Source organism: Novosphingobium panipatense (genome assembly GCF_900182875.1).
GTDB classification, from domain to species: domain Bacteria; phylum Pseudomonadota; class Alphaproteobacteria; order Sphingomonadales; family Sphingomonadaceae; genus Novosphingobium; species Novosphingobium panipatense.
Genome location: NZ_FXUI01000005.1, coordinates 198,813 through 215,812 on the forward strand (window position 1 = coordinate 198,813; position 17,000 = coordinate 215,812).

General features: G+C 66.9%; 13 protein-coding genes. 7 read left to right on the plus strand and 6 right to left on the minus strand.

All coding sequences use genetic code 11. The features are described from left to right. Nucleotides 1-177 precede the first annotated feature (177 nt). The 4 genes from QOL62_RS10435 (at nt 178) to QOL62_RS10450 (ending at nt 5,121) form a co-directional block, all read left to right on the plus strand. Complete coding sequence (locus QOL62_RS10435; protein ID WP_103728093.1) at nt 178-1,047, plus strand: glycosyltransferase family 2 protein; 870 nt, start codon at nt 178-180, stop codon at nt 1,045-1,047. Nucleotides 1,048-1,082: 35 nt separating this feature from the next. Continuing rightward, a complete protein-coding gene (locus QOL62_RS10440; protein ID WP_283406180.1) occupies nt 1,083-2,129 on the plus strand; it encodes a polysaccharide pyruvyl transferase family protein in 1,047 nt (348 codons plus the stop codon). Nucleotides 2,130-2,233: 104 nt separating this feature from the next. After that, nucleotides 2,234-2,500 carry a spike base protein, RCAP_Rcc01079 family gene (locus QOL62_RS10445; RefSeq protein WP_103728095.1) on the plus strand — a complete coding sequence of 89 codons (267 nt, stop codon included), beginning with the start codon at nt 2,234-2,236 and terminating at the stop codon, nt 2,498-2,500. A gap of 2 nt (nt 2,501-2,502) precedes the next feature. Continuing rightward, a complete protein-coding gene (locus QOL62_RS10450; protein ID WP_283406181.1) occupies nt 2,503-5,121 on the plus strand; it encodes a putative Ig domain-containing protein in 2,619 nt (872 codons plus the stop codon). Here QOL62_RS10450 and QOL62_RS10455 read toward each other — a convergent pair. After that, nucleotides 5,037-6,059: a glycosyltransferase family 2 protein gene (locus QOL62_RS10455; protein ID WP_283406182.1), complete on the minus strand. Its 1,023-nt coding sequence runs from the start codon at nt 6,057-6,059 to the stop codon at nt 5,037-5,039. The genes QOL62_RS10450 and QOL62_RS10455 overlap by 85 nt on opposite strands. Then, nucleotides 6,056-7,156 carry a glycosyltransferase family 4 protein gene (locus QOL62_RS10460; protein ID WP_283406183.1) on the minus strand — a complete coding sequence of 367 codons (1,101 nt, stop codon included), beginning with the start codon at nt 7,154-7,156 and terminating at the stop codon, nt 6,056-6,058. The genes QOL62_RS10455 and QOL62_RS10460 overlap by 4 nt, the downstream gene beginning before the upstream one ends. Before the next feature lie 160 nt (nt 7,157-7,316). On the opposite strand from QOL62_RS10460, the gene QOL62_RS10465 reads away from it, so the two are divergent. Next, the gene (locus QOL62_RS10465) at nt 7,317-8,408 is read left to right on the plus strand and encodes a glycosyltransferase family 4 protein (RefSeq protein ID WP_283406184.1); all 1,092 of its coding nucleotides are present in this window, start codon (nt 7,317-7,319) and stop codon (nt 8,406-8,408) included. 35 nt (nt 8,409-8,443) lie between these two features. Continuing rightward, nucleotides 8,444-9,583 carry an acyltransferase family protein gene (locus QOL62_RS10470; protein WP_283406185.1) on the plus strand — a complete coding sequence of 380 codons (1,140 nt, stop codon included), beginning with the start codon at nt 8,444-8,446 and terminating at the stop codon, nt 9,581-9,583. A 4-nt stretch (nt 9,584-9,587) separates the two neighbouring features. Here the strand turns inward: QOL62_RS10470 and QOL62_RS10475 are convergent, their stop codons facing one another. Next, complete coding sequence (locus QOL62_RS10475) at nt 9,588-10,562, minus strand: polysaccharide pyruvyl transferase family protein (RefSeq protein WP_283406186.1); 975 nt, start codon at nt 10,560-10,562, stop codon at nt 9,588-9,590. Between the two features lie 98 nt (nt 10,563-10,660). Between QOL62_RS10475 and QOL62_RS10480 the strand changes: the two genes are divergently transcribed. After that, complete coding sequence (locus tag QOL62_RS10480) at nt 10,661-12,163, plus strand: lipopolysaccharide biosynthesis protein (protein ID WP_283406187.1); 1,503 nt, start codon at nt 10,661-10,663, stop codon at nt 12,161-12,163. Nucleotides 12,164-12,184: 21 nt separating this feature from the next. Here the strand turns inward: QOL62_RS10480 and QOL62_RS10485 are convergent, their stop codons facing one another. The 3 genes from QOL62_RS10485 to QOL62_RS10495 are packed head-to-tail and all read right to left on the minus strand — an operon-like array spanning nt 12,185 to nt 16,941. Beyond that, on the minus strand, nt 12,185-13,630 hold the full coding sequence (locus QOL62_RS10485) for a hypothetical protein (protein WP_283406188.1): 1,446 nt from the start codon (nt 13,628-13,630) through the stop codon (nt 12,185-12,187). Between the two features lie 16 nt (nt 13,631-13,646). Beyond that, the gene (locus QOL62_RS10490) at nt 13,647-14,789 is read right to left on the minus strand and encodes a glycosyltransferase (RefSeq protein WP_103728104.1); all 1,143 of its coding nucleotides are present in this window, start codon (nt 14,787-14,789) and stop codon (nt 13,647-13,649) included. After that, nucleotides 14,782-16,941 carry a GumC family protein gene (locus QOL62_RS10495; protein WP_283406189.1) on the minus strand — a complete coding sequence of 720 codons (2,160 nt, stop codon included), beginning with the start codon at nt 16,939-16,941 and terminating at the stop codon, nt 14,782-14,784. The genes QOL62_RS10490 and QOL62_RS10495 overlap by 8 nt, the downstream gene beginning before the upstream one ends. Between the last annotated feature and the right edge of the window lie 59 nt (nt 16,942-17,000).

Genomic DNA, 17,000 nt, shown 5'->3' on the forward strand with positions numbered 1-17,000 from the left:
CCGACACGTCTTCGCAGATGGTGAAGGCATTTTAACAATACGGTTCGAAACCATGCTCCTATCGCTTGCTCCCCAGCGGGATAACAGGCGGTGCAGGCATTGTCGTGAGCACGACTTCGTGAGCACGACCTCCTGCACCTTCTGGCGGTCGGCATTCAACCGGAGGCTATTCAAGGCGTGTCCATCATCCATGTCGTGATCGCCACGGTGGGACGGGCGCAGGCGGTGCGGCAGGCGGTGGACCTTCTGGCGGACCAGACCCGTCCAGCCGATGATGTGCTCGTGATCGCGGTGAGCCCGGATGACGTGGCCGGGCTGGAAAGCGCACGTTGCAACGCGCGGGTGCTCTTCGCCGCGAAAGGTCTCTGCCGTCAACGCAACACGGCACTGGCAGCGGTCGAAGGCACGGCCGACATCGTGGTCTTCTTCGACGATGATTTCGTGCCCGCACCCAACTATCTGGCGAACGTGGAGGCGCTTTTCGCAACGCATCGGGATCTTGTGGGAATCACGGGCGAACTGCGCGCCGACGGCGTGCGCGGCGGCGGGTTCACCGTCGAGGAAGCGCAGCGTATCCTTGCCGCTGCGCCGCTTCGGGACAGCCTCCAGCTGCGCGACCGGCACGAACTCTACGGTTGCAATATGGCAATCCGCATGAGCGCCGCGCAGGGCATGCGGTTCGACGAGAACCTGCCGCTTTATGGGTGGCAGGAGGACATCGACTTCACCAGGCGCCTCGGCCGCCATGGGCGGCAGGTTTCGACCGGCGCGGTAACCGGCGTTCATCTGGGGGTCACGGGAGGACGCACGTCAGGTAAGCGGCTCGGGTACTCTCAGGTCGCCAACATCATCTACCTGCGGCGCAAGGGTACAATCCGCCGAAGTTTCGGGCACCGGCTCCTTTTGCAGAATCTTGCGTCCAACCTGGTGCGGAGCCTGCGACCGGAGCGGTCCATCGACAGGCGCGGGCGGCTGCTCGGCAACTCCCTTGCGATATTCGACTGGCTGAGGGGCCGGGTCGATCCGCGTCGCATCCTCGAGATGTGACGACGGTTCCGGCCGAGGGTGGGGGAGCAGGGCCGATGGCTCGAAGGCTGGTATTCGTCTGTGGCGACCTGCACAATCTCGGGGACCTGAAGCTTCTGCTGCAGAACCTGGCACTGTCGTGCGGAGCTGGAGGATTGGTCCGCCGCTGGGCCGCGCTTCCTCCGGAAATCGAAAGGCAGGTGGCGGCGGCGGGGGGTGAACTGATTGCCGGGCGCAGGATTCTGGGTTGCGCCCGTCGATGTTACGGAGCCGAGATCGTCTTTGGCGGCGGCCAGCTCGTGCGGGACAACGTGTCCTGCGCCGCGCTGTTCGGCCTGTGGCTGGCGGTGATCAGCGCAAGGTTGGGAGGAGGACGCCTGACGACGCGGGGCCTCGGCATCAGCCGCATCCGCTCTGCGCATCATCGGTTCTGGTGGCGCCGCATCCTGGGCGCCGCAAAGACGATCCACGTTCGCGACACGGCGTCGACGGAAAACCTCAAGGCTCTCCTGCCGAACAAGGACTGCGCGGTACACGCGGACATGGTGCTCCTGGAGACGGGCACCGGTCCGGCGGTTGAAGCGCCTCCCCGCGCGCAGGCATGGCTGGTGATCGCCCCGTGCGCCGATGGCAGCGAAGGCCGTTCGTTCGAAGGCGCCGCGACTGACGCCATCGTTCGGGCGGCGGTGACCGCGCTGCCCGGCGTGCATGTCGTGATCGCCTGCCATGATCCCCGGGCCCATATGGACAAGGCGGTCGCAGCCCGGCTTGTGAGCCGCTGGTCCGACCTTAAAATCGGCGTGCACGACGGGTATGATCTCGAAGCGCTTTTCCGGCTGTACAGGAATGCTGCCCTGGTGATCACCAACCGGCTTCATGCGCTGATTTTCGCGATCCTCGCCGATGCGCCGGTCATTGCCGTCGATGACGGTACGGCCAAGGTCCGCAGTGTCGCCGATCCCTTTGCGGTCCCGGTTCGCGCCCGTGACGATACCGGCGATGCAAGGGCGCAAGTGCAGCAGGCCCTCGCCTATGACCGCGCGGCCCGGCAGAGTGTTCGGGAGGAGATGGCGCGGCGGGCGGCGGGAAATCTGACCGTCTGACTACGCAAGAAACCACTTTCCTACATCGCCCTGGCTGGAACATAAAGGAAACATCGCGGCGTGAAAAACGGCGCGCTCCTCCTCTCCAATCCGGGAACTATGCGATGTCCGATCCTTTCGAGAGTCACTCCGACGCGCCCTTCGCACCTTCGCGCGCGCCTTATCCTATCGTTCCTCATGACACTCAGGCGCTGGCGCTGGTGCCCAGGGGAATCTACGTCGGCACCGGCGGCGACATCGTCCTGCGCGGCGTCGACGGGCAAACCGATGTCACGTACCGAAACCTGCCCGATGCCAGCTACGTGGCCGTGCGGGCGCTGTTCGTCCGTGCCACCGGAACGACTGCCGCCGACCTTATCGCGGAGGCGTGAGCATGGCGCGCCTCGTGTCCGGCGGCCGTGGCAACGGGATCGCCAACATCACGCGCATCGTCACTGGCAGCGGTGCTCTTCTGACCCTTCAACGCCTGCTCGGCGCCGGTTCGACACTGGCGCTGCAAACCGGCAGCCATCCAAACCTCTCCCTGTCGGGTGAGCGTCTCGCAGCGCAGATACCGCTCTTCCCCGGCGAAACCCAGATTGCGCGAATTCGGGAGGTTGCCGGTGCCGGCGCGGCGGAGCGGGCGGCCGAGTACACCCTGACGCTCAAGGCCGCGCGGGCGCAGCCATCCGGAACCTGGCTGCCAGCCGCCTCGAACCTTGCCGCGGCTTACGGGCTGGGGAGGATGGTGGCCGATTACGCGGGGCCGGCCGTGCGGGTGCGGCGAGTGTCCGATGGAGCGGAGGCCGACATCGGCTTTGCAGGTCAGGCGCTGGACACCGATGCGGCGGCCGGATTCCAAGGAGTGTCATCCCTGCGCCTCGTCGTGATCTACGACCAGACCGGGAGCGGGCGGCATCTCACGCAGCCGCAGGCGTCCTCGCAGCCGCAGCTCTGGCTGGGAGAGGGCGGGCCGACGATCACCAACTACGACACCGATTGCCCCATGATGATCCCGCCGTCCCTCACCATGGAGCGGGATGACTGCGCCGTGTTCATGGTGGCGCGCACGCCCGGACAGGCCGCCACCTGCGGTTACTGGGCCTTCGGCGCCGGAGCAACGGAATACGGCCTCACCAGCGCCCGCATCGCCGGCAATCTGGCCATGCAGCCGATGATCTCGGGCGTTTCGATTTCGGCCGCGACGACCAATGCGCAGGCTCTGGGCGTGGCGAACATGTCCGTGCTGGGGCTGGTCTCCACGGCTGCGGGGCAGACGGTGCATCGCGACGAGCAGCAGGTGCTTTATCCGCCGGCCAGCGCGGCGAGGCTGGACGGCGGCGGCGAGGTCGGCGAAGCGATCGAGTACGGCGGCAGGACGGACTGGCGCGCCTTCGTCCTCTATTCCTCGGCACCCGCGGAGGGGGAGGTGGTCCGGATCAGGCAAGCCCTCAAGGCCATCTTCGGCGCGAGCGAGGCTGCCACGCTGTCGTTCCTCGGCGCCGGTGACAGCATCGTCTTCGGGACCGGCGGCGCGAACAACCGCACCATCACGGCGGCCATGCACCACCGCTCTGCGCCCGGTGTCCTGTTCCGCAATATCGGCATCGCCGGCCATCGCCTGGAGCAGCATTACAATGACTTCGACAGGCCTTCCGCCGCTTACGTCGTACCGGGCGTGCCCAATGTGTTCTTCGCCAATTACGCTCACAACGACATCAAGACCTCCGTCGTCGACGACGCGACCGCCGATTCGACGGTGGAGACGATGAAGCGGCAGGCGCGTCACATGGCGGCACGGCTGCGGGCTTATGGTTTCGATATCGTGATCTGGCAGGAAGCCTACGCCGACGCGTCGTTTACAGCGGCGCAGGAGAAGGCGCGCAATGCCTGGAACGCGTGGCTGCGTTCCGATCCGCAGGCTGACGATGGGCTTCCCTGCTTCGATGCGGTGGACCGGGTGGCCAGCGACCCTGACTTCGTCCTGTCGGACGCGGAAACGGCGGCGGGGCGGGGTATGGCGCTCACGGCCAACTCATCCGACGGGGTGCATCCCAACGAAGTCCATGCCGGGGTCCGAGCCGCCCATCTCCTCGCCACGTATGCGGCGATCCCCTTCGGGCTCCGGTACATCGCCGCACCGGCGCAGCAGGGCCTGCCTTACGCCGGTCAACGCCCTGCGGTGATCAAGGGACAGGCGCCCTTCACCTTCGCCCTGGCTCCGGGGTCGGCGCCGCTGCCCTCCGGTCTTGTCCTTGACCCGGCGACGGGCGTGATCTCGGGAACACCCACGCAGGCGGGCACCGTGTCCGGCGTGCTCCTGCGGGTTACGGATAGCACGGGCGCGACTGCGGAGACCTCTGTCACACTGGCGATGGCGGCCGCCGCTGCGATCACGGTGGCCGACCAGATCGAGAGCTGGAGCACCAGCGATGCATCGACCCTCGCGGTGAACCTGCCCGCGGAGGTCATGGCGGGCGATGTGCTCGTTGCGGTGCTGAGCGTCGACGGCACGGTCGCGATCGCCTGGGACGACGCCACGGCGGGTGGCTGGGTCCAGCGGGCCGCCTACGCAGCGAACGCAAACCAGCATCTGCTGGCTATCTTCACGCGAACGGCGGACGGGACCGAAGGCGGCAAGGTGCTGAACCTCGGGCTTTCGGCGCCGCAACAGGCGGTGGCGCGGGTACTGCGGGTGCGGGGCGCAAGTGGCTCGGTTGAGGTTTCCGCCTATGCGCGAGGCAACGCGGTTGCGGCCGATCCGCCGGTCGTGACGCCGGCCTGGACCGGGGCGGGCCTCTACATCGCGGCGCTGGCGCTGGACGGTACGGCGGCGGTCAGTTCCGGGCCTGCGGGTTTCGCCGGGTTCACGGCCCGGGCTTCCAGCACCAGCGGCCAGTCCACCAACGCGACCGCCTGGACGGTGGGCTACGGCGCGCAGGATCCCGGGCCGTTCACAGCATCTGCCGGCGGAAACTGGGTCGCCGCCACTCTGGCCGTGCAGGCTGCCTGAGGAACTGCCCCTCGGGCAGCCTTGAAGGAGCGAAGCAGGGCAGCGGCCATCACCAGGGGCAGGCGGCGAAACCGCCTTGCCGCCACTGCTCGGGGCCCTACCCGGAAAAGGCTGGCCACGATGCGGGGGCGCAGGGCGCGAGCGCGTTCCCGCGAAACCGCGCGATAGCGGCGGAAGATGCGCAGGAGTGTGTAGGCCTCGATCAGGGGCAGTGGCGGGGATGTGAGGCCCGCCCGCCCGATCGCGTCGACTTCGGCGCGAACCGCCGACCGCTCCTGCTCTTCCACGTTGGCGATCGAGACCGCCCCCTCGTGTCGCCGATAGAACAGGACATCGACTGGTGGGTTGTCGATCCGGCCGAGCGTGCCGGCGCGGATGAAGAGATCGTAGTCTTCCGCGTGCCGATACCCTTCACGGTAGCCTCCTATGGCCTTGAGCGTGGTGGCACGCATCATGATGAGGGGGTGCATCGAGACGGCGACGCGTGGGGGGAAAACCACCAGATCGGTGCGCGCGTGGCGCCCCCCGGTCGTGCGGACACTGGCAGGCGTCGGTCGGGGGTCTCCCACGGCGTAGCCGCCAACGAGGACGGTTGCGGGATGGGCGTCAAGCCAGGCGACCTGGAAGGCGAACCGCTCCGGGAAAGAGACATCATCGGCGTCCATGCGCGCGATGTACTCTCCCCGGGCATGGGCGATGGCGGTGTTGAGAGCCGCGACAATCCCGCCGTTGGGCTGCCGCACCACCCGCAGGCGCGGATCGCGTCGACCCATCCTGGCCAGGATGTCCGCCGTGGCGTCGGTGCTGCCATCGTCGACCACGATCAACTCGAAGTCCGCGAAGGTCTGGAGGAGGATCGACCGGACGGCCTCCTCCAGGTAGGCCGCCCCGTTGTAGCAAGGCAGGAGGACCGAGACGCGCGGGGGACGGCGGGTCATGCCGCATCCCGCAGCGCGGCGTCGCTCATCGTCAGCAGGGTGTCGCGCAGCTGCTCGCCGGCTCTTCTCCAGGTGAACCGCCGCGCCCGGTCCATGCCGCTGAGGACTTTTTGCGCGAACAGCGCGGCGGCAGGATCGAGGGCGGCGATCGCGTCACGCCAGGAGGAGGGATCGTCGACATCGGCATAGACCGCCGCGTCCCGGCAGATCTCCGGCAAGGCCCCTGCGGGCGCCACGATCACGGGTGTCCCGCAAAGCATCGCCTCCAGCGGCGGGAGACCGAAACCCTCCGTCCGCGACGGGCACAACACACACCGTGCCGCAGAGTAAAGCGCCCGTAGCCGGCGATCGTCGCACGTGCCGGCGAAGATGACTCCCGGCGGAACGGACAGGCCGGCCGCTTCCAGCTCCGCACGGCCCGGTCCGACGACGACCAGAGGCACTCCGGGCGGTGCATGACGCCCAAAGGCGGCAAGGACGACGGCGTTGTTCTTGTAAGCCTTTCCACTGCCGATCATCAGGGCGAAGCTGCGCGGCGCCAGTCCCAGGTCGGCAAGCACCTGCACGTCCGGTTCCACATCGAGGATGTGGTCGGCACCATTGTACAGGACGCCGGTACGCGCCCCGGCAGAGACCCCCATCACGTCGAGCATGCGGCGCGAGTAGTTGGAAACCGTGAGAACGGCCTGGCTCGATCGCGCGATGCGCGGTGCGAGCAGACGATATCCAAGCCTCTGGCGCAGCGGATAGGAGCTGTCTGGGAAGAGGAATTGCGCGTCGTGGATCAGGGTCAGTTTGCGCCGGTGCCGCAGCGGGGCAAGATTGGCCAGGTTTACCAGCACACCGTCGGCCGCCAAGAAGGGGAGGCGGCGCTGCTCCCAGACCTGCGAGGGCGCCTCGTCGCAGTCTCGGATGGCGATGGTGCGCAAGGCCGGTCGCCACGTGCCGGAATGCCGGGTTGGCAGGAGCAGTGTCACGCTGGGGCCGCCCGCACCCTCCAGCTGCCTGTCGAGCTCCCGAACGAGCCGGTCCGCCACGCGGTGTACGCCGTTCAGGCCGCCGGAGTAGAACTTCCCGTTGATGTAAATCGGCAGCATCGCCATCCCCGCAACACCCGGCGCAGCCTAAAGGCGGCGGCCTTCGAATTCGACGCTGCATCGTCGAACTTGCAGGGTTTTAACGGGCGACAGGCATGCAGGCGCTTCCTGCATCGCAGGCGGCGCGGCAATGAGGCTGCGACAAGAGTGGGGGGCAACGATGTCGCAGAGTGCGCGCGCGATCCTGATCAACGGGCGTTTCCTGATGCAGCCGGTGACCGGGGTGCAGCGGGTCGCGCGCGAACTCGTGGCGGAAATGGACCGGCTGGCCGGAGCCGGCGAGATCGGTGTGCCACTTGCCCTCGCCTGTGAGCCGGGGGCGGACCTCGATGGCCTTTCTCTGAAGTACATCGCGGTTGAGCGTCGGGGCGGTGCGGCGGGTCACGCGTGGGAACAGTTCGTCCTGCCGCGCATGGTCAGCGGCAGGCGGCTCCTCTGTCTGGGGAACACGGCGCCTGTCGCGTCGGTGCTCGGCGGTGGAGGCGTGTCGGTCATGGTTCACGACGTGTCCTACCTGTCGCAGCCGCAAGCCTATTCGCGGCGCTACAGAATGGTGCACAGTGCTCTCCTCCCGCTCCTTCTTCGCGGGGCTGAGCAGATCGTCACGGTCTCCACGACCGAAGCCGAACGGTTGCAGCGGCTGCGACCGCAGCGACGGTTCGTGGCGGCGCAGAACGGTGGCTGGAGCAACGACCGGGTGGAGCGCGCCAGTCCCGCCGCGCGCGAGCGGATGGTGCTTTACGTAGGCTCGCTGTCCCGGCGCAAGAACGTGGAGCGCGTCATTGAAGTGGCCGAGACATTGGCGCGGGAAGACGGCATACGCACCGTCCTTGTCGGAGCCGGCAGTTCCATCCTCGCGCCCGTGCGGTCGAGCGTGGCGCCGGACGTGGCGCATATGCTGGAGTTCGTGGGCCAGGTGCCATCTCTGGACACCCTTGCCGACTACTACCGGCGCGCCGGGTGCCTGCTGTTTCCCTCCCTGTACGAAGCTTCGCCCTTGCCGCCCATCGAAGCCATGAGCCTGGGGTGCCCCGTCGTGGCGTCGGCCATTCCATCGATGACGGAGCGGTGCGGCCGCGCGGCGCTCTACTGCGATCCGCTGGACAGCGCGGATATCCTGAGCTGCGTGCGGCGGGTTTTCAACGAACCGGAGCTTGGCGCGGCCTTGCGGAGCGAGGGGTTCCGGCAAGCGGAAAGCTATTCATGGCGGGCGCAGGCCCGCACGATCCTTCAGGCCGTGACCGCGAGTTAACTTGGCCACGCGCCGAATGCCTCCAAAGTCCGGTCATGAGCACCGCGCATATTTCCTGTCCCGCCCGGCGGAGACCGGTTCACGGTCTGGACGTCGTGCGGCTCATCGCTGCGATGCTGGTCGTCATCTACCATCTCGGCTTCAAGGCCTGGGCGCTCCCGGGCAGCAGCCTGCGCCACGTGATCGATGCGCCTGTCACGCATCCGCCCGGCTACGGCCTCACGTGGTGCGGCTGGATCGGTGTGCAGGTGTTCTTCGTGGTGTCGGGCGCGGTGATTGCTTACTCGGCCGAGGGGGCGCGCCCCGGATCCTTTGCCAGGCGCCGTCTCGCCCGTCTTCTTCCTGCAATCCTCATCGCCACGCCGCTCGCATTGCCGCTGGCGGTGCTCCTGTTTCGTACCCCGCCCGCCGCAGCCCTGATGCTGGGCCTGAAAACGGTGGCCTTCGCACCGGTCGGGCCGTGGATCATGGGCCAGTTCTGGACCATTTCCATCGAACTGGCGTTCTACGCGGCGGTCTGCGCAATCCTTGCATCCGGCATGCCGGAGCGGGGGCTGCGGACCCTGCCATGGGGGCTTGGGCTTGCGAGCGCCGGATACTGGTTTGGCGCGGCTTTCGGCGGGCTGCAGCCCGGCGGGAGGTTGGCCGAACTGCTGCTTGTGAGCCATGGCGTGTATTTCGCGCTGGGAATGCTCTGCGCGCAGCTGGGCACGGGCACCCTCGCGCACCGGCACGGCCTGCTCGCCCTGGTCTGTGCGGGTGCCGCTGCCGTTCAGGTCCGCACGACCGCGGGCTGGGAAATGGGTAGCCGGGCCGAACTGTCAGCGCAGTGGCTGGTGCCTTATGCTGTGTGGTTCATCCTTGCGGCAGCCGTGGGAGCATCGTTTCGATGGCGGTCTGCGATTGAGCTCAGGGTTGCGCGCCATGCGAAGGGATTGCGCATGGCGGGAATGACGACGTACCCCCTTTACCTCACGCATATCCATACGGGCGGTGCAGCCCTCGCTGCGTTCTCAGCTCTTGGCGTCCTGGCCGCATCGGTTCTGGCGTGCCTTGTTTCGTTGCTGGTCGCGTGGAGCATCGCTCTCCAACTGGAACCGCACGTCCATGTGACCGTAGACAGGGTGCTGAAGGACATCGCCATGCGAGCAAAAGGCGCTGTGCAGGCAGGATAGAGCTTCAGGCCGCCTGCCGCGCGCGTGCCGCCCTTCGTGCCCAGTCCGCCGCCATCTCGATGTCCGCTGCACGGATGACCAGTGGCGTTTCTCCGGTGAAGGCTTCCATGAAGCGTCCGATCTTCCCGTACTGATTGTCGAGCACGGCGTGAGGCAGGCCCAGCAGCAGCGAAAGGATATGGACATGCAGCCTGTCCGTCACGATCGCACGGGCGCGGCCGAGCTGGCGGAACCCTCGCTCCACGCGATGCCGCGCGGCGGCCTCGTAGGAGCGGGCGCGGGCATTCGCCGGGGAAAGGCGAACCCACGCCTGGAGCGCACCTGCCGCCTTTGCCCGGCGAACCGCCCCCGTGTCCTCCAGGAGCCAGTCTTCGACAGCCAGTCCCATCGGGCGCCATGGGGCCGATGTCGCGCGCTCCCGGTCTGTGCGCAGCATGGCGAGCACGTCCATTGCCGGAGGGGGAGGGCGCCGCCGGCCAAGAGCAAAGGCGCTGTCGGGGCACAGGTGCACCGCGCAGTCGAAGTGGCGCTGCGCCAGCTTCAGGGATGGTTCGTCCCGCACCAGAAGAGTGAAGTCCGGGTGACCTGCGATGGCGCGAGCGGTCTGCGCGATGCGCGCTGCGTCGGTGTAGTGGATGGACTGGGGCAGCTGGACGATCTTCCGGTCCCGCAGCCGCTGGATCACGTCCTCCCGAAACGTCTGGTGATGGTTCCATATGTCGCCGAAGTTGCCGCCGCCGTGGAGGAAGATCGTCCCTTCCGGGACGACGGCGGCGCGCAGTTCCTGTTCATCGAAGTTGTGGAACGCGCAGACGTAATCCGGGTTCGCACCGGTAAGCCGGCGCAGAAGCTGAAGTTCGCCGATCCATATCGCCGAATCCCCGACATTGGCATGGTTCGGGAAGTCGATAAGAGCAAACGATGACGTAGAATGGGGAGAAAGTACGTCAAGCAGGTGAGCTTCGAGTCTCGTGATCAAGTCGTTAACGGATTTTAATCCCGCATTCACGTGATCTCTTCCTCGGGTATTTGCATGTTCTATTGCCTCGCATCTTAGGGGATTCTACGCAAGGGGTGATGAGCATAAAGCATGAGGACAATCGCGACGGGGCACTGCGACGGCGCGCGGCTCGTGCCGTCGGGTGGAGCATCGCGCGCATAGCCGGCGACCAGTTGTTTGGCTTCCTTGTATTCGCGGCTCTGGCGCGGACCCTCGATCCGGCAACCCTGGGCATCTTCATAGTTGGCCTCGCCGTGGCGGAAGTCGGCAAGATCGTCGCGCAGGGTGGTCTTGTCAGCAGCCTTTACCGGGCACCCGCGCTGACGCCGCAGCTGGTGGACACGGTGTTCTGGGCCAATCTGGGCATGGGCGTTGTCGTGGCACTTGCCTGCCTTGTGCTGCAGCATCCACTGGCGCGCGCCATGGGAAGCGCCGAGGCTGCGCCGGTCATCGCGGCGATGGGCTTCGTGGTGCCCATTTCGGCGGCCGGCGCGTCCCATATGAGCCGCACCTTGCGCGCATTCGGCCATCGGGCGCTTGCGGCCCGCTCGCTCGGCGCGGGAATCGTGGGCGGTTGCCTTGCGCTGTGGGCGGCCGATGCCGGCTGGGGTGTCTGGGCGCTGGTGTTCCAGCGCTTCGCCAGCGAAACCATCGGGACGCTCGTGGCCTGGCGCGCCTTTCGCTGGCGACCGGGGTTTGCCTTCTCATGGCGAACGCTGCGGGAGCAATGGCGGTTGGGTGTGAGCGTGGCCAGTTCGCAAGTGCTGATCGTGACGCTCAATCGCATGCAGGACGTGATTCTCGCCCGTACTCTCGGTCCCGGCACGGTCGGGGTGTATCGCACTGCCTGGAAGGCCATGGACGTGATTGCGCAGGGCGCCATTACACCGGTTTCGACGGTGTCGGTGCCCACGCTCGCCAAGCTGCAGCACGATATGCCTGCCTTCCGGCGCTGCTATGTTCGGCTGGTGTCCCTGACCGCGATGATCGCCTTGCCCGCCATGGCCGGGGTGGGCGTGATGGCGGACCGCCTGATCCCGCTGCTTTTTGGGGAGCATTGGGAGCAGAGCGTCCCTGTGGCCCGCGTCCTGTGCCTTCTTGCGCTGCCTGTGGTGCTCAACTTCTTCGCGGATCCTGCGCTGACCGTGCTCGGCAAGGCAGGCATCATCGCACGACTGGCGGCCACACAGGTTATGGTCACACTGCTGTTCTGCCTGGTGGCGGCGCCCTACGGCATCGTCTGGTTCGCCGCGGCCTACGTCGCCAGGGCCTACCTCACCATGGTTCTCCAGATGGTCCTCCTGCAGCGGAGTGCAGGCATCCGCGCGCGGGACGTGGCGGTTGGCGTGGCACCTGCCGTGGGCGCCGCAGTGGTCATGGCTCTTGTGGTATGGACCACGGCCGACACGATGCCGCAGGGCCCGTTCGACAGCGTGGCGTCCCTTTTACCCATCGCGTTTCTCATCCTGCAGGGCACACTGGTTTATGCTGCGGTGCTCCTCACGTTCATGGGCCGCAGGCGGTGCCTGGAACTGGTGCAGTTTGCACGGGGCTTCAGCATCGGCACCCAGGCATCCTGATTGACGCGGGTGTCCCAAGTGTCAGGCGGGCGCCTGCGCGGGTGCTGCAGGTGCAGCGCTGCTGCTCGTCAGGGGCCGCGTCCGGCCGCGTAGCGCGATGGCGGAGCCGGAAAGGATGGCGAAAGTCAGCCCGGGATCGCAGCTCGGCGCCGAAACAGACGCTACGCCGGCGCCGACAAGCACCGCCCATGCCGCCGAGGCGCCGATGTCGCATTGCCGGTCACCGACAGGGCGGTAAGTCGAGAGTGCAAGAGGACCGAGGGTCCTGAGAAGGTGCGCCAGGAACGCGACCGCGCCGACCACGCCGGTCGACCCCAGGATCGCAGTGGCAAGGCTCGATGAGCGGAACGATCCGGGCCCGATGCCCAACCCGTGGGAGATGACGAAGGCGTCTATGCCCTGCCGGGCCCAGAACAGCCTCTGCCGTCCGGAAAATGAGGCGGCCTTGTCAACTGTCGTGTGCTCGAGCAGTTTGCGCATCGCGGCGGCAAGGAGCGGGTCGAGCACCAGCAGCGCGCTGACGGCGATGACGGCGCCGATCGCGACCAGCGAAAGCCAGGCCAGTCGGTCGGGGGCGATGAGGCCCGGGGTGGTCGCGGCGCGGACGAGCAACGCCCCCCCGGACAGGGCGAGGCCGACGTAGGCCGTGGTCGATGTGCTGGCGAGGAGGGCGAGCCCCAGTACAAGGGCAGCCGGCCCGGTCAGATGTGGCTCCACCCGCCTCAACCAGCATTCGAAGTTGAAGACGAACCAGCCGACGCCAAATGCGGCGAAGGAGGAGGCTTCGGGCCAGATCCCGTTCATACGCACGAAACCTTCCCAACGGTGATCAAGCTGGGCGTAGGCGCCGTTTCGGAAAAAGCCGAGAGCGGTGTCGACGGGCGTGTCGCGCAAGGCGACACTGGCGAAACCGGTGATCCCGTGGACGAGGGCGAGCGTTGCTCCCGTCCTGACGAGGGCCTCGCTTCCGCGCGGCATGCGTACGACGGCATGAGCGGCAAGCGCCATGCCTAGCGTCCCGGCCATGTAGATGGCCGTGGTCAGGTTCTGAGCCGTGAATCGAAGTGGCGCGGCAGCAAGGATGCGGGCTGTCTCCGATCCGTATCGTTCGCGAAGCTGCCCCCGCAGCGGCGTGACGTCCAGCGCGCCCTCGAAAAGGCGCGGCAACACCAGTGCCGCAAGAATGCCATAGGCCACGAAAAGGACGAGCCACGCGTTGCCCTCGACCGCCGCTCTCATGGCGCCCGGTGCGACGCCCCCCGGCAGCACACAACGCAGCAGAAGGAGACCCAGCGCGAAGTGGGCAGGGGACACCGATGAGCCGCCGAGCGCAGGCAGGAACACGGCGGCCGATCCGCCCAGCAGGGTCGACGCTACGACGAGCGCGAAGAGCGGGGTCAGGGATCCGAAGCCGAAGAGGGCAAGCGCCAGTAGCAGCTGAAGGGCGCCAACGGCGGTGAGTTCCATAAAGCCAGCCTTCCGGTCAGAGCAACGATCGCAGTATGCCCGCGTCGAACACCGAGGGGGCAAAACGGCTCGCCTGAAGCATGGCCAGTTCCGGCTCGAAACCGGAAAGCCAGTCCTCGAACCGCGACACGGCGTCCATGAGCGACGCCACGGTCTGGTCGTCGAAGAAGATGCCGGTCTGCCCGTCGATGACGGTGTCGAGTGCCCCGCCCTTGCGATAGGCGATCACCGGGCGCCCCGAAGCCATGACCTCCACAGGCGCGATGCCGAAGTCCTCTTCGGCGGTGAACAGGAAGCCGCGGCAGCGCGCGTAAACTCTGCGCAGGCTGGTGAAATCGAGCCTTGGGACGATCGTCACGTTGGGGCGCGCCGCGCGCCTGAGGCCGGCCGCCATGGGACCGTCTCCCACGACCGTCAGGGGCAGGCCCAGCCGGTTGAAGGCTTCCACGGCAAGATCAGGCCGCTTGTACGGGACGAGCTGGCCGACCCACAGATAGCTGTCCTCCACCGTCTCCGACCGATCAAACAGGCTGACGTCGACCGGTGGATGCACCACGGTGGAGGGGACACGCCAGGCGCGGGCGATACGCCGCTGGATGAAGTGCGAGTTGGCGATGTAGCGGTCCACGCGTGACGCCGATGCCACGTCCCACGTGCGCAGCTTGTGAAACAGGTAGGGCATGACCGCACGGTTGAGGGCGCCGGCAGTGTCCCGATACTGATGGTAGTGATCCCACAGGTAGCGCATCGGCGAGTGGACGTAACAAAGGTGCGTGGCGTCGGGATCCGTGATGACGCCCTTCGCAGGGCCACTCTCGCTGCTGATGACCAGATCGTAGCCGCGCAGGTCCATCTGTTCGAGCGCCAGAGGCATGAGGGGGAGGTATTTCTGGTAGTGCCGTCGCGCGCCGGGAAGCTTCTGGATGAAGCTCGTCGTCACCTTCCGGCTCGCGATCGCATGCGAAACCCGGCTCGGATCATAGACGTGCGTGAAGATGTCAGCCTCAGGAAACATGCTCAGAAGCCGTTCGATGACTCGTTCGCCGCCGCGCATGGTGACGAGCCAGTAGTGGACGATCGCCACCCGGCGAAACTTCTGCCGGACAAGGCCGAGAAGCGCATCGTCCTCACCCTCGGCGACGGGCCGAAGATTAAGCATAGTAACTCTTGTACGCCTTGTAGAAGGCGTTCTCGTCAAGGCCGAAGGCAGCCTGTTTGCGAACGTTCACGCGCGTGAGGATGAGCCCGGCCAGCCCGACGGCGCCGCCGGGCAGAAGCCGCAGGAGCGAGCGGATGGCCGCTTCGGGCGTATGGCGCCAGCGGGTGGCAATGACGGCGGCATCCGCCTTGCCCAGGAGCAGCCTTGCATCCGCCATGGGCAGCACCGGTGCCGTGTCCATGATGATCGCATCGAAGGCCGGTGCGGCTCTGGCCAGCAGCGCGTCCATCGCAGGCCCGGTGAGCAAGGCGTGATCCTCCTGCGCGGCGCTGAGCGGCAGGATCGCAAGGCCGGTGCGCGGGTCGGTCACGACTGCCTCCTCAAGGCTGGCCTCCCCCCGAAGGACCTCGAGCAGGCCGACCGCGCGTGGGCTGCCGATCCAGCGGCTGACACCCCGGCGGCGCACATCGCAGTCGATCAGCAGGATGGCGTCGCAAGCCTCCGCCATGGACCGCGCCAGACACAAGGCCACTGTCGTCTTGCCCTCTGACGGCAGAGCAGAGGTGATGGCGATGATCTTCGGGCTTTCCACCGAAAAGGCGATGGAGGTGCGAAGATTGCGGAAGGCCTCCGCAAAAGCCGACCGGGGCTGGTCTATCACGGCGTCGACCGGGTTGCCCCGCGCCTTCCGGCTTGTGACCGAAGCAAGTTCCGGAATCGAGCAGAGATAGTTCAGGCCCAGACGCTGCTCGACCTCTTCCCCGCTGGAGAAGCCGCTGAATTGCAGCTCGGCGAAGAGGGCGCAGATGAGGCCAAGGCCGACCCCGATCGCTCCCGCGAGGGTCAGGTTCAGCAAGATGTTCGGCCGGGCAGGAACGTCGCTTGGTTGCGCCGGGTGAAGCACGCGGGCTTCGGGTCTGCGGATGCCGGAGCGGGCGGCCAGTTCACGGTGACGGCCGAGATAGCTTTCATACAGCTGGCGCGAGGCCTGCGCGCGCTGCTCCAGATCCTGCAGGGCAACCATGGCGATATTGTCGCGGCGCAGCGCGCCTTCGGACGCCTGAAGCGAACCGCTGAGCGATTCCGCCCGGCGCTGCGATACGGCGGCCCTGGCGGAGAGATTGGAGATAACCCGGCCGATTTCGTCGCGGATCTGCGCATCCACGGCCTGAAGCTGACTGCGGGCGCGCTGCAGGTCGGGATGGCGGGGACCGTACTTGCTGGAGAGCGATGCAATCTCGGCGGCGTGCAGGGCCTGTTGCTGGCGCAGCGAACCGATAACGGGAGATCCAAGCGTTTCACCCACGTCTTCGCCGCTCGAGCCGGAACCGAGTTGCTGGCGTGCGATCGCGAGCCGGGCGGCGTCTTCGGCCGCTTGCGCCCGTGCTGACGTCACTTCCTGGTTGTAAGCGGAGATTTCCTGCTCCGTCAGCGAGCGGTCGCTGGTGCTGGGCAGGTTATATGCCAGCCGATAGCGCGCAAGCGCGGCTGCATCGTCCGAAGCCTGCCGCCGCGCCTGCTCCATGCGGCTGCCGATTTCCTTCAGCGACCGCGCGTCGGCGGCTTCCTTTTCCGTGACTGACCCTTGCGTGTACTGCTCTGCAAAGGCGTTCGCGACGCGTGCGGCTTCCCGGGCGTCCTCGCTCTCGAAGCTGATGGACAGGGTGTACGTGGCGCCGGTGCGCGCTGTCGTCACTCCGCCTTCCACGTATGCGATCGCGGCGTCTCGTGCTTGCTTTTGCGTAGCGCCCTCGACCAGAAAGCGGGGGTCGCGAGCCAGATCGAGGCGCTTTACGACAGCGGCCACGTTGCGGCTCGACGCCATCTCCTCCACCTGCGTGTCGATCCACGTTTCGCCCATGGCGCCCTGCGCCGCAAGGCGGTCCTCGTCGGTGAGCGGGGCTACAGGCGCGACCTTCGGGTCCAGGGTGACGTCCGCAGTCGACAGATAGGTGGGCGTCTGGCGCGCAGAGATGACAAACCCCGCAGCGAGACTGCCCAGCGTCAGCGCCAGCATAAGAGGCCAGCGACGCCGCAGGAAGGCGATGAGCGCACCTGCATCGACCCGGTCAGCCGTGGTGTGCGGAACGCGCGTCCCCGCCGTTGGTGCGATCTGCCCTGGCGGGGGCGCAAGGACAATGGACTGATTCACGTGATTACCACCCCTGTTTCCCGGTCCATGTCAGGCAGCCGGAATCGCGTGGCTTGTCG

Bases quoted from the DNA above. Each gene is read 5' to 3' on its own strand.
- QOL62_RS10480 (WP_283406187.1), top strand. From the start codon at position 10,661: ATGAGCATAAAGCATGAGGACAATCGCGACGGGGCACTGCGACGGCGC.
- QOL62_RS10450 (WP_283406181.1), top strand. From the start codon at position 2,503: ATGGCGCGCCTCGTGTCCGGCGGCCGTGGCAACGGGATCGCCAACATC.
- QOL62_RS10470 (WP_283406185.1), top strand. From the start codon at position 8,444: ATGAGCACCGCGCATATTTCCTGTCCCGCCCGGCGGAGACCGGTTCAC.
- QOL62_RS10465 (WP_283406184.1), top strand. From the start codon at position 7,317: ATGTCGCAGAGTGCGCGCGCGATCCTGATCAACGGGCGTTTCCTGATG.
- QOL62_RS10440 (WP_283406180.1), top strand. From the start codon at position 1,083: ATGGCTCGAAGGCTGGTATTCGTCTGTGGCGACCTGCACAATCTCGGG.
- QOL62_RS10490 (WP_103728104.1), bottom strand. From the start codon at position 14,789: ATGCTTAATCTTCGGCCCGTCGCCGAGGGTGAGGACGATGCGCTTCTC.
- QOL62_RS10455 (WP_283406182.1), bottom strand. From the start codon at position 6,059: ATGACCCGCCGTCCCCCGCGCGTCTCGGTCCTCCTGCCTTGCTACAAC.
- QOL62_RS10445 (WP_103728095.1), top strand. From the start codon at position 2,234: ATGTCCGATCCTTTCGAGAGTCACTCCGACGCGCCCTTCGCACCTTCG.
- QOL62_RS10485 (WP_283406188.1), bottom strand. From the start codon at position 13,630: ATGGAACTCACCGCCGTTGGCGCCCTTCAGCTGCTACTGGCGCTTGCC.
- QOL62_RS10460 (WP_283406183.1), bottom strand. From the start codon at position 7,156: ATGCTGCCGATTTACATCAACGGGAAGTTCTACTCCGGCGGCCTGAAC.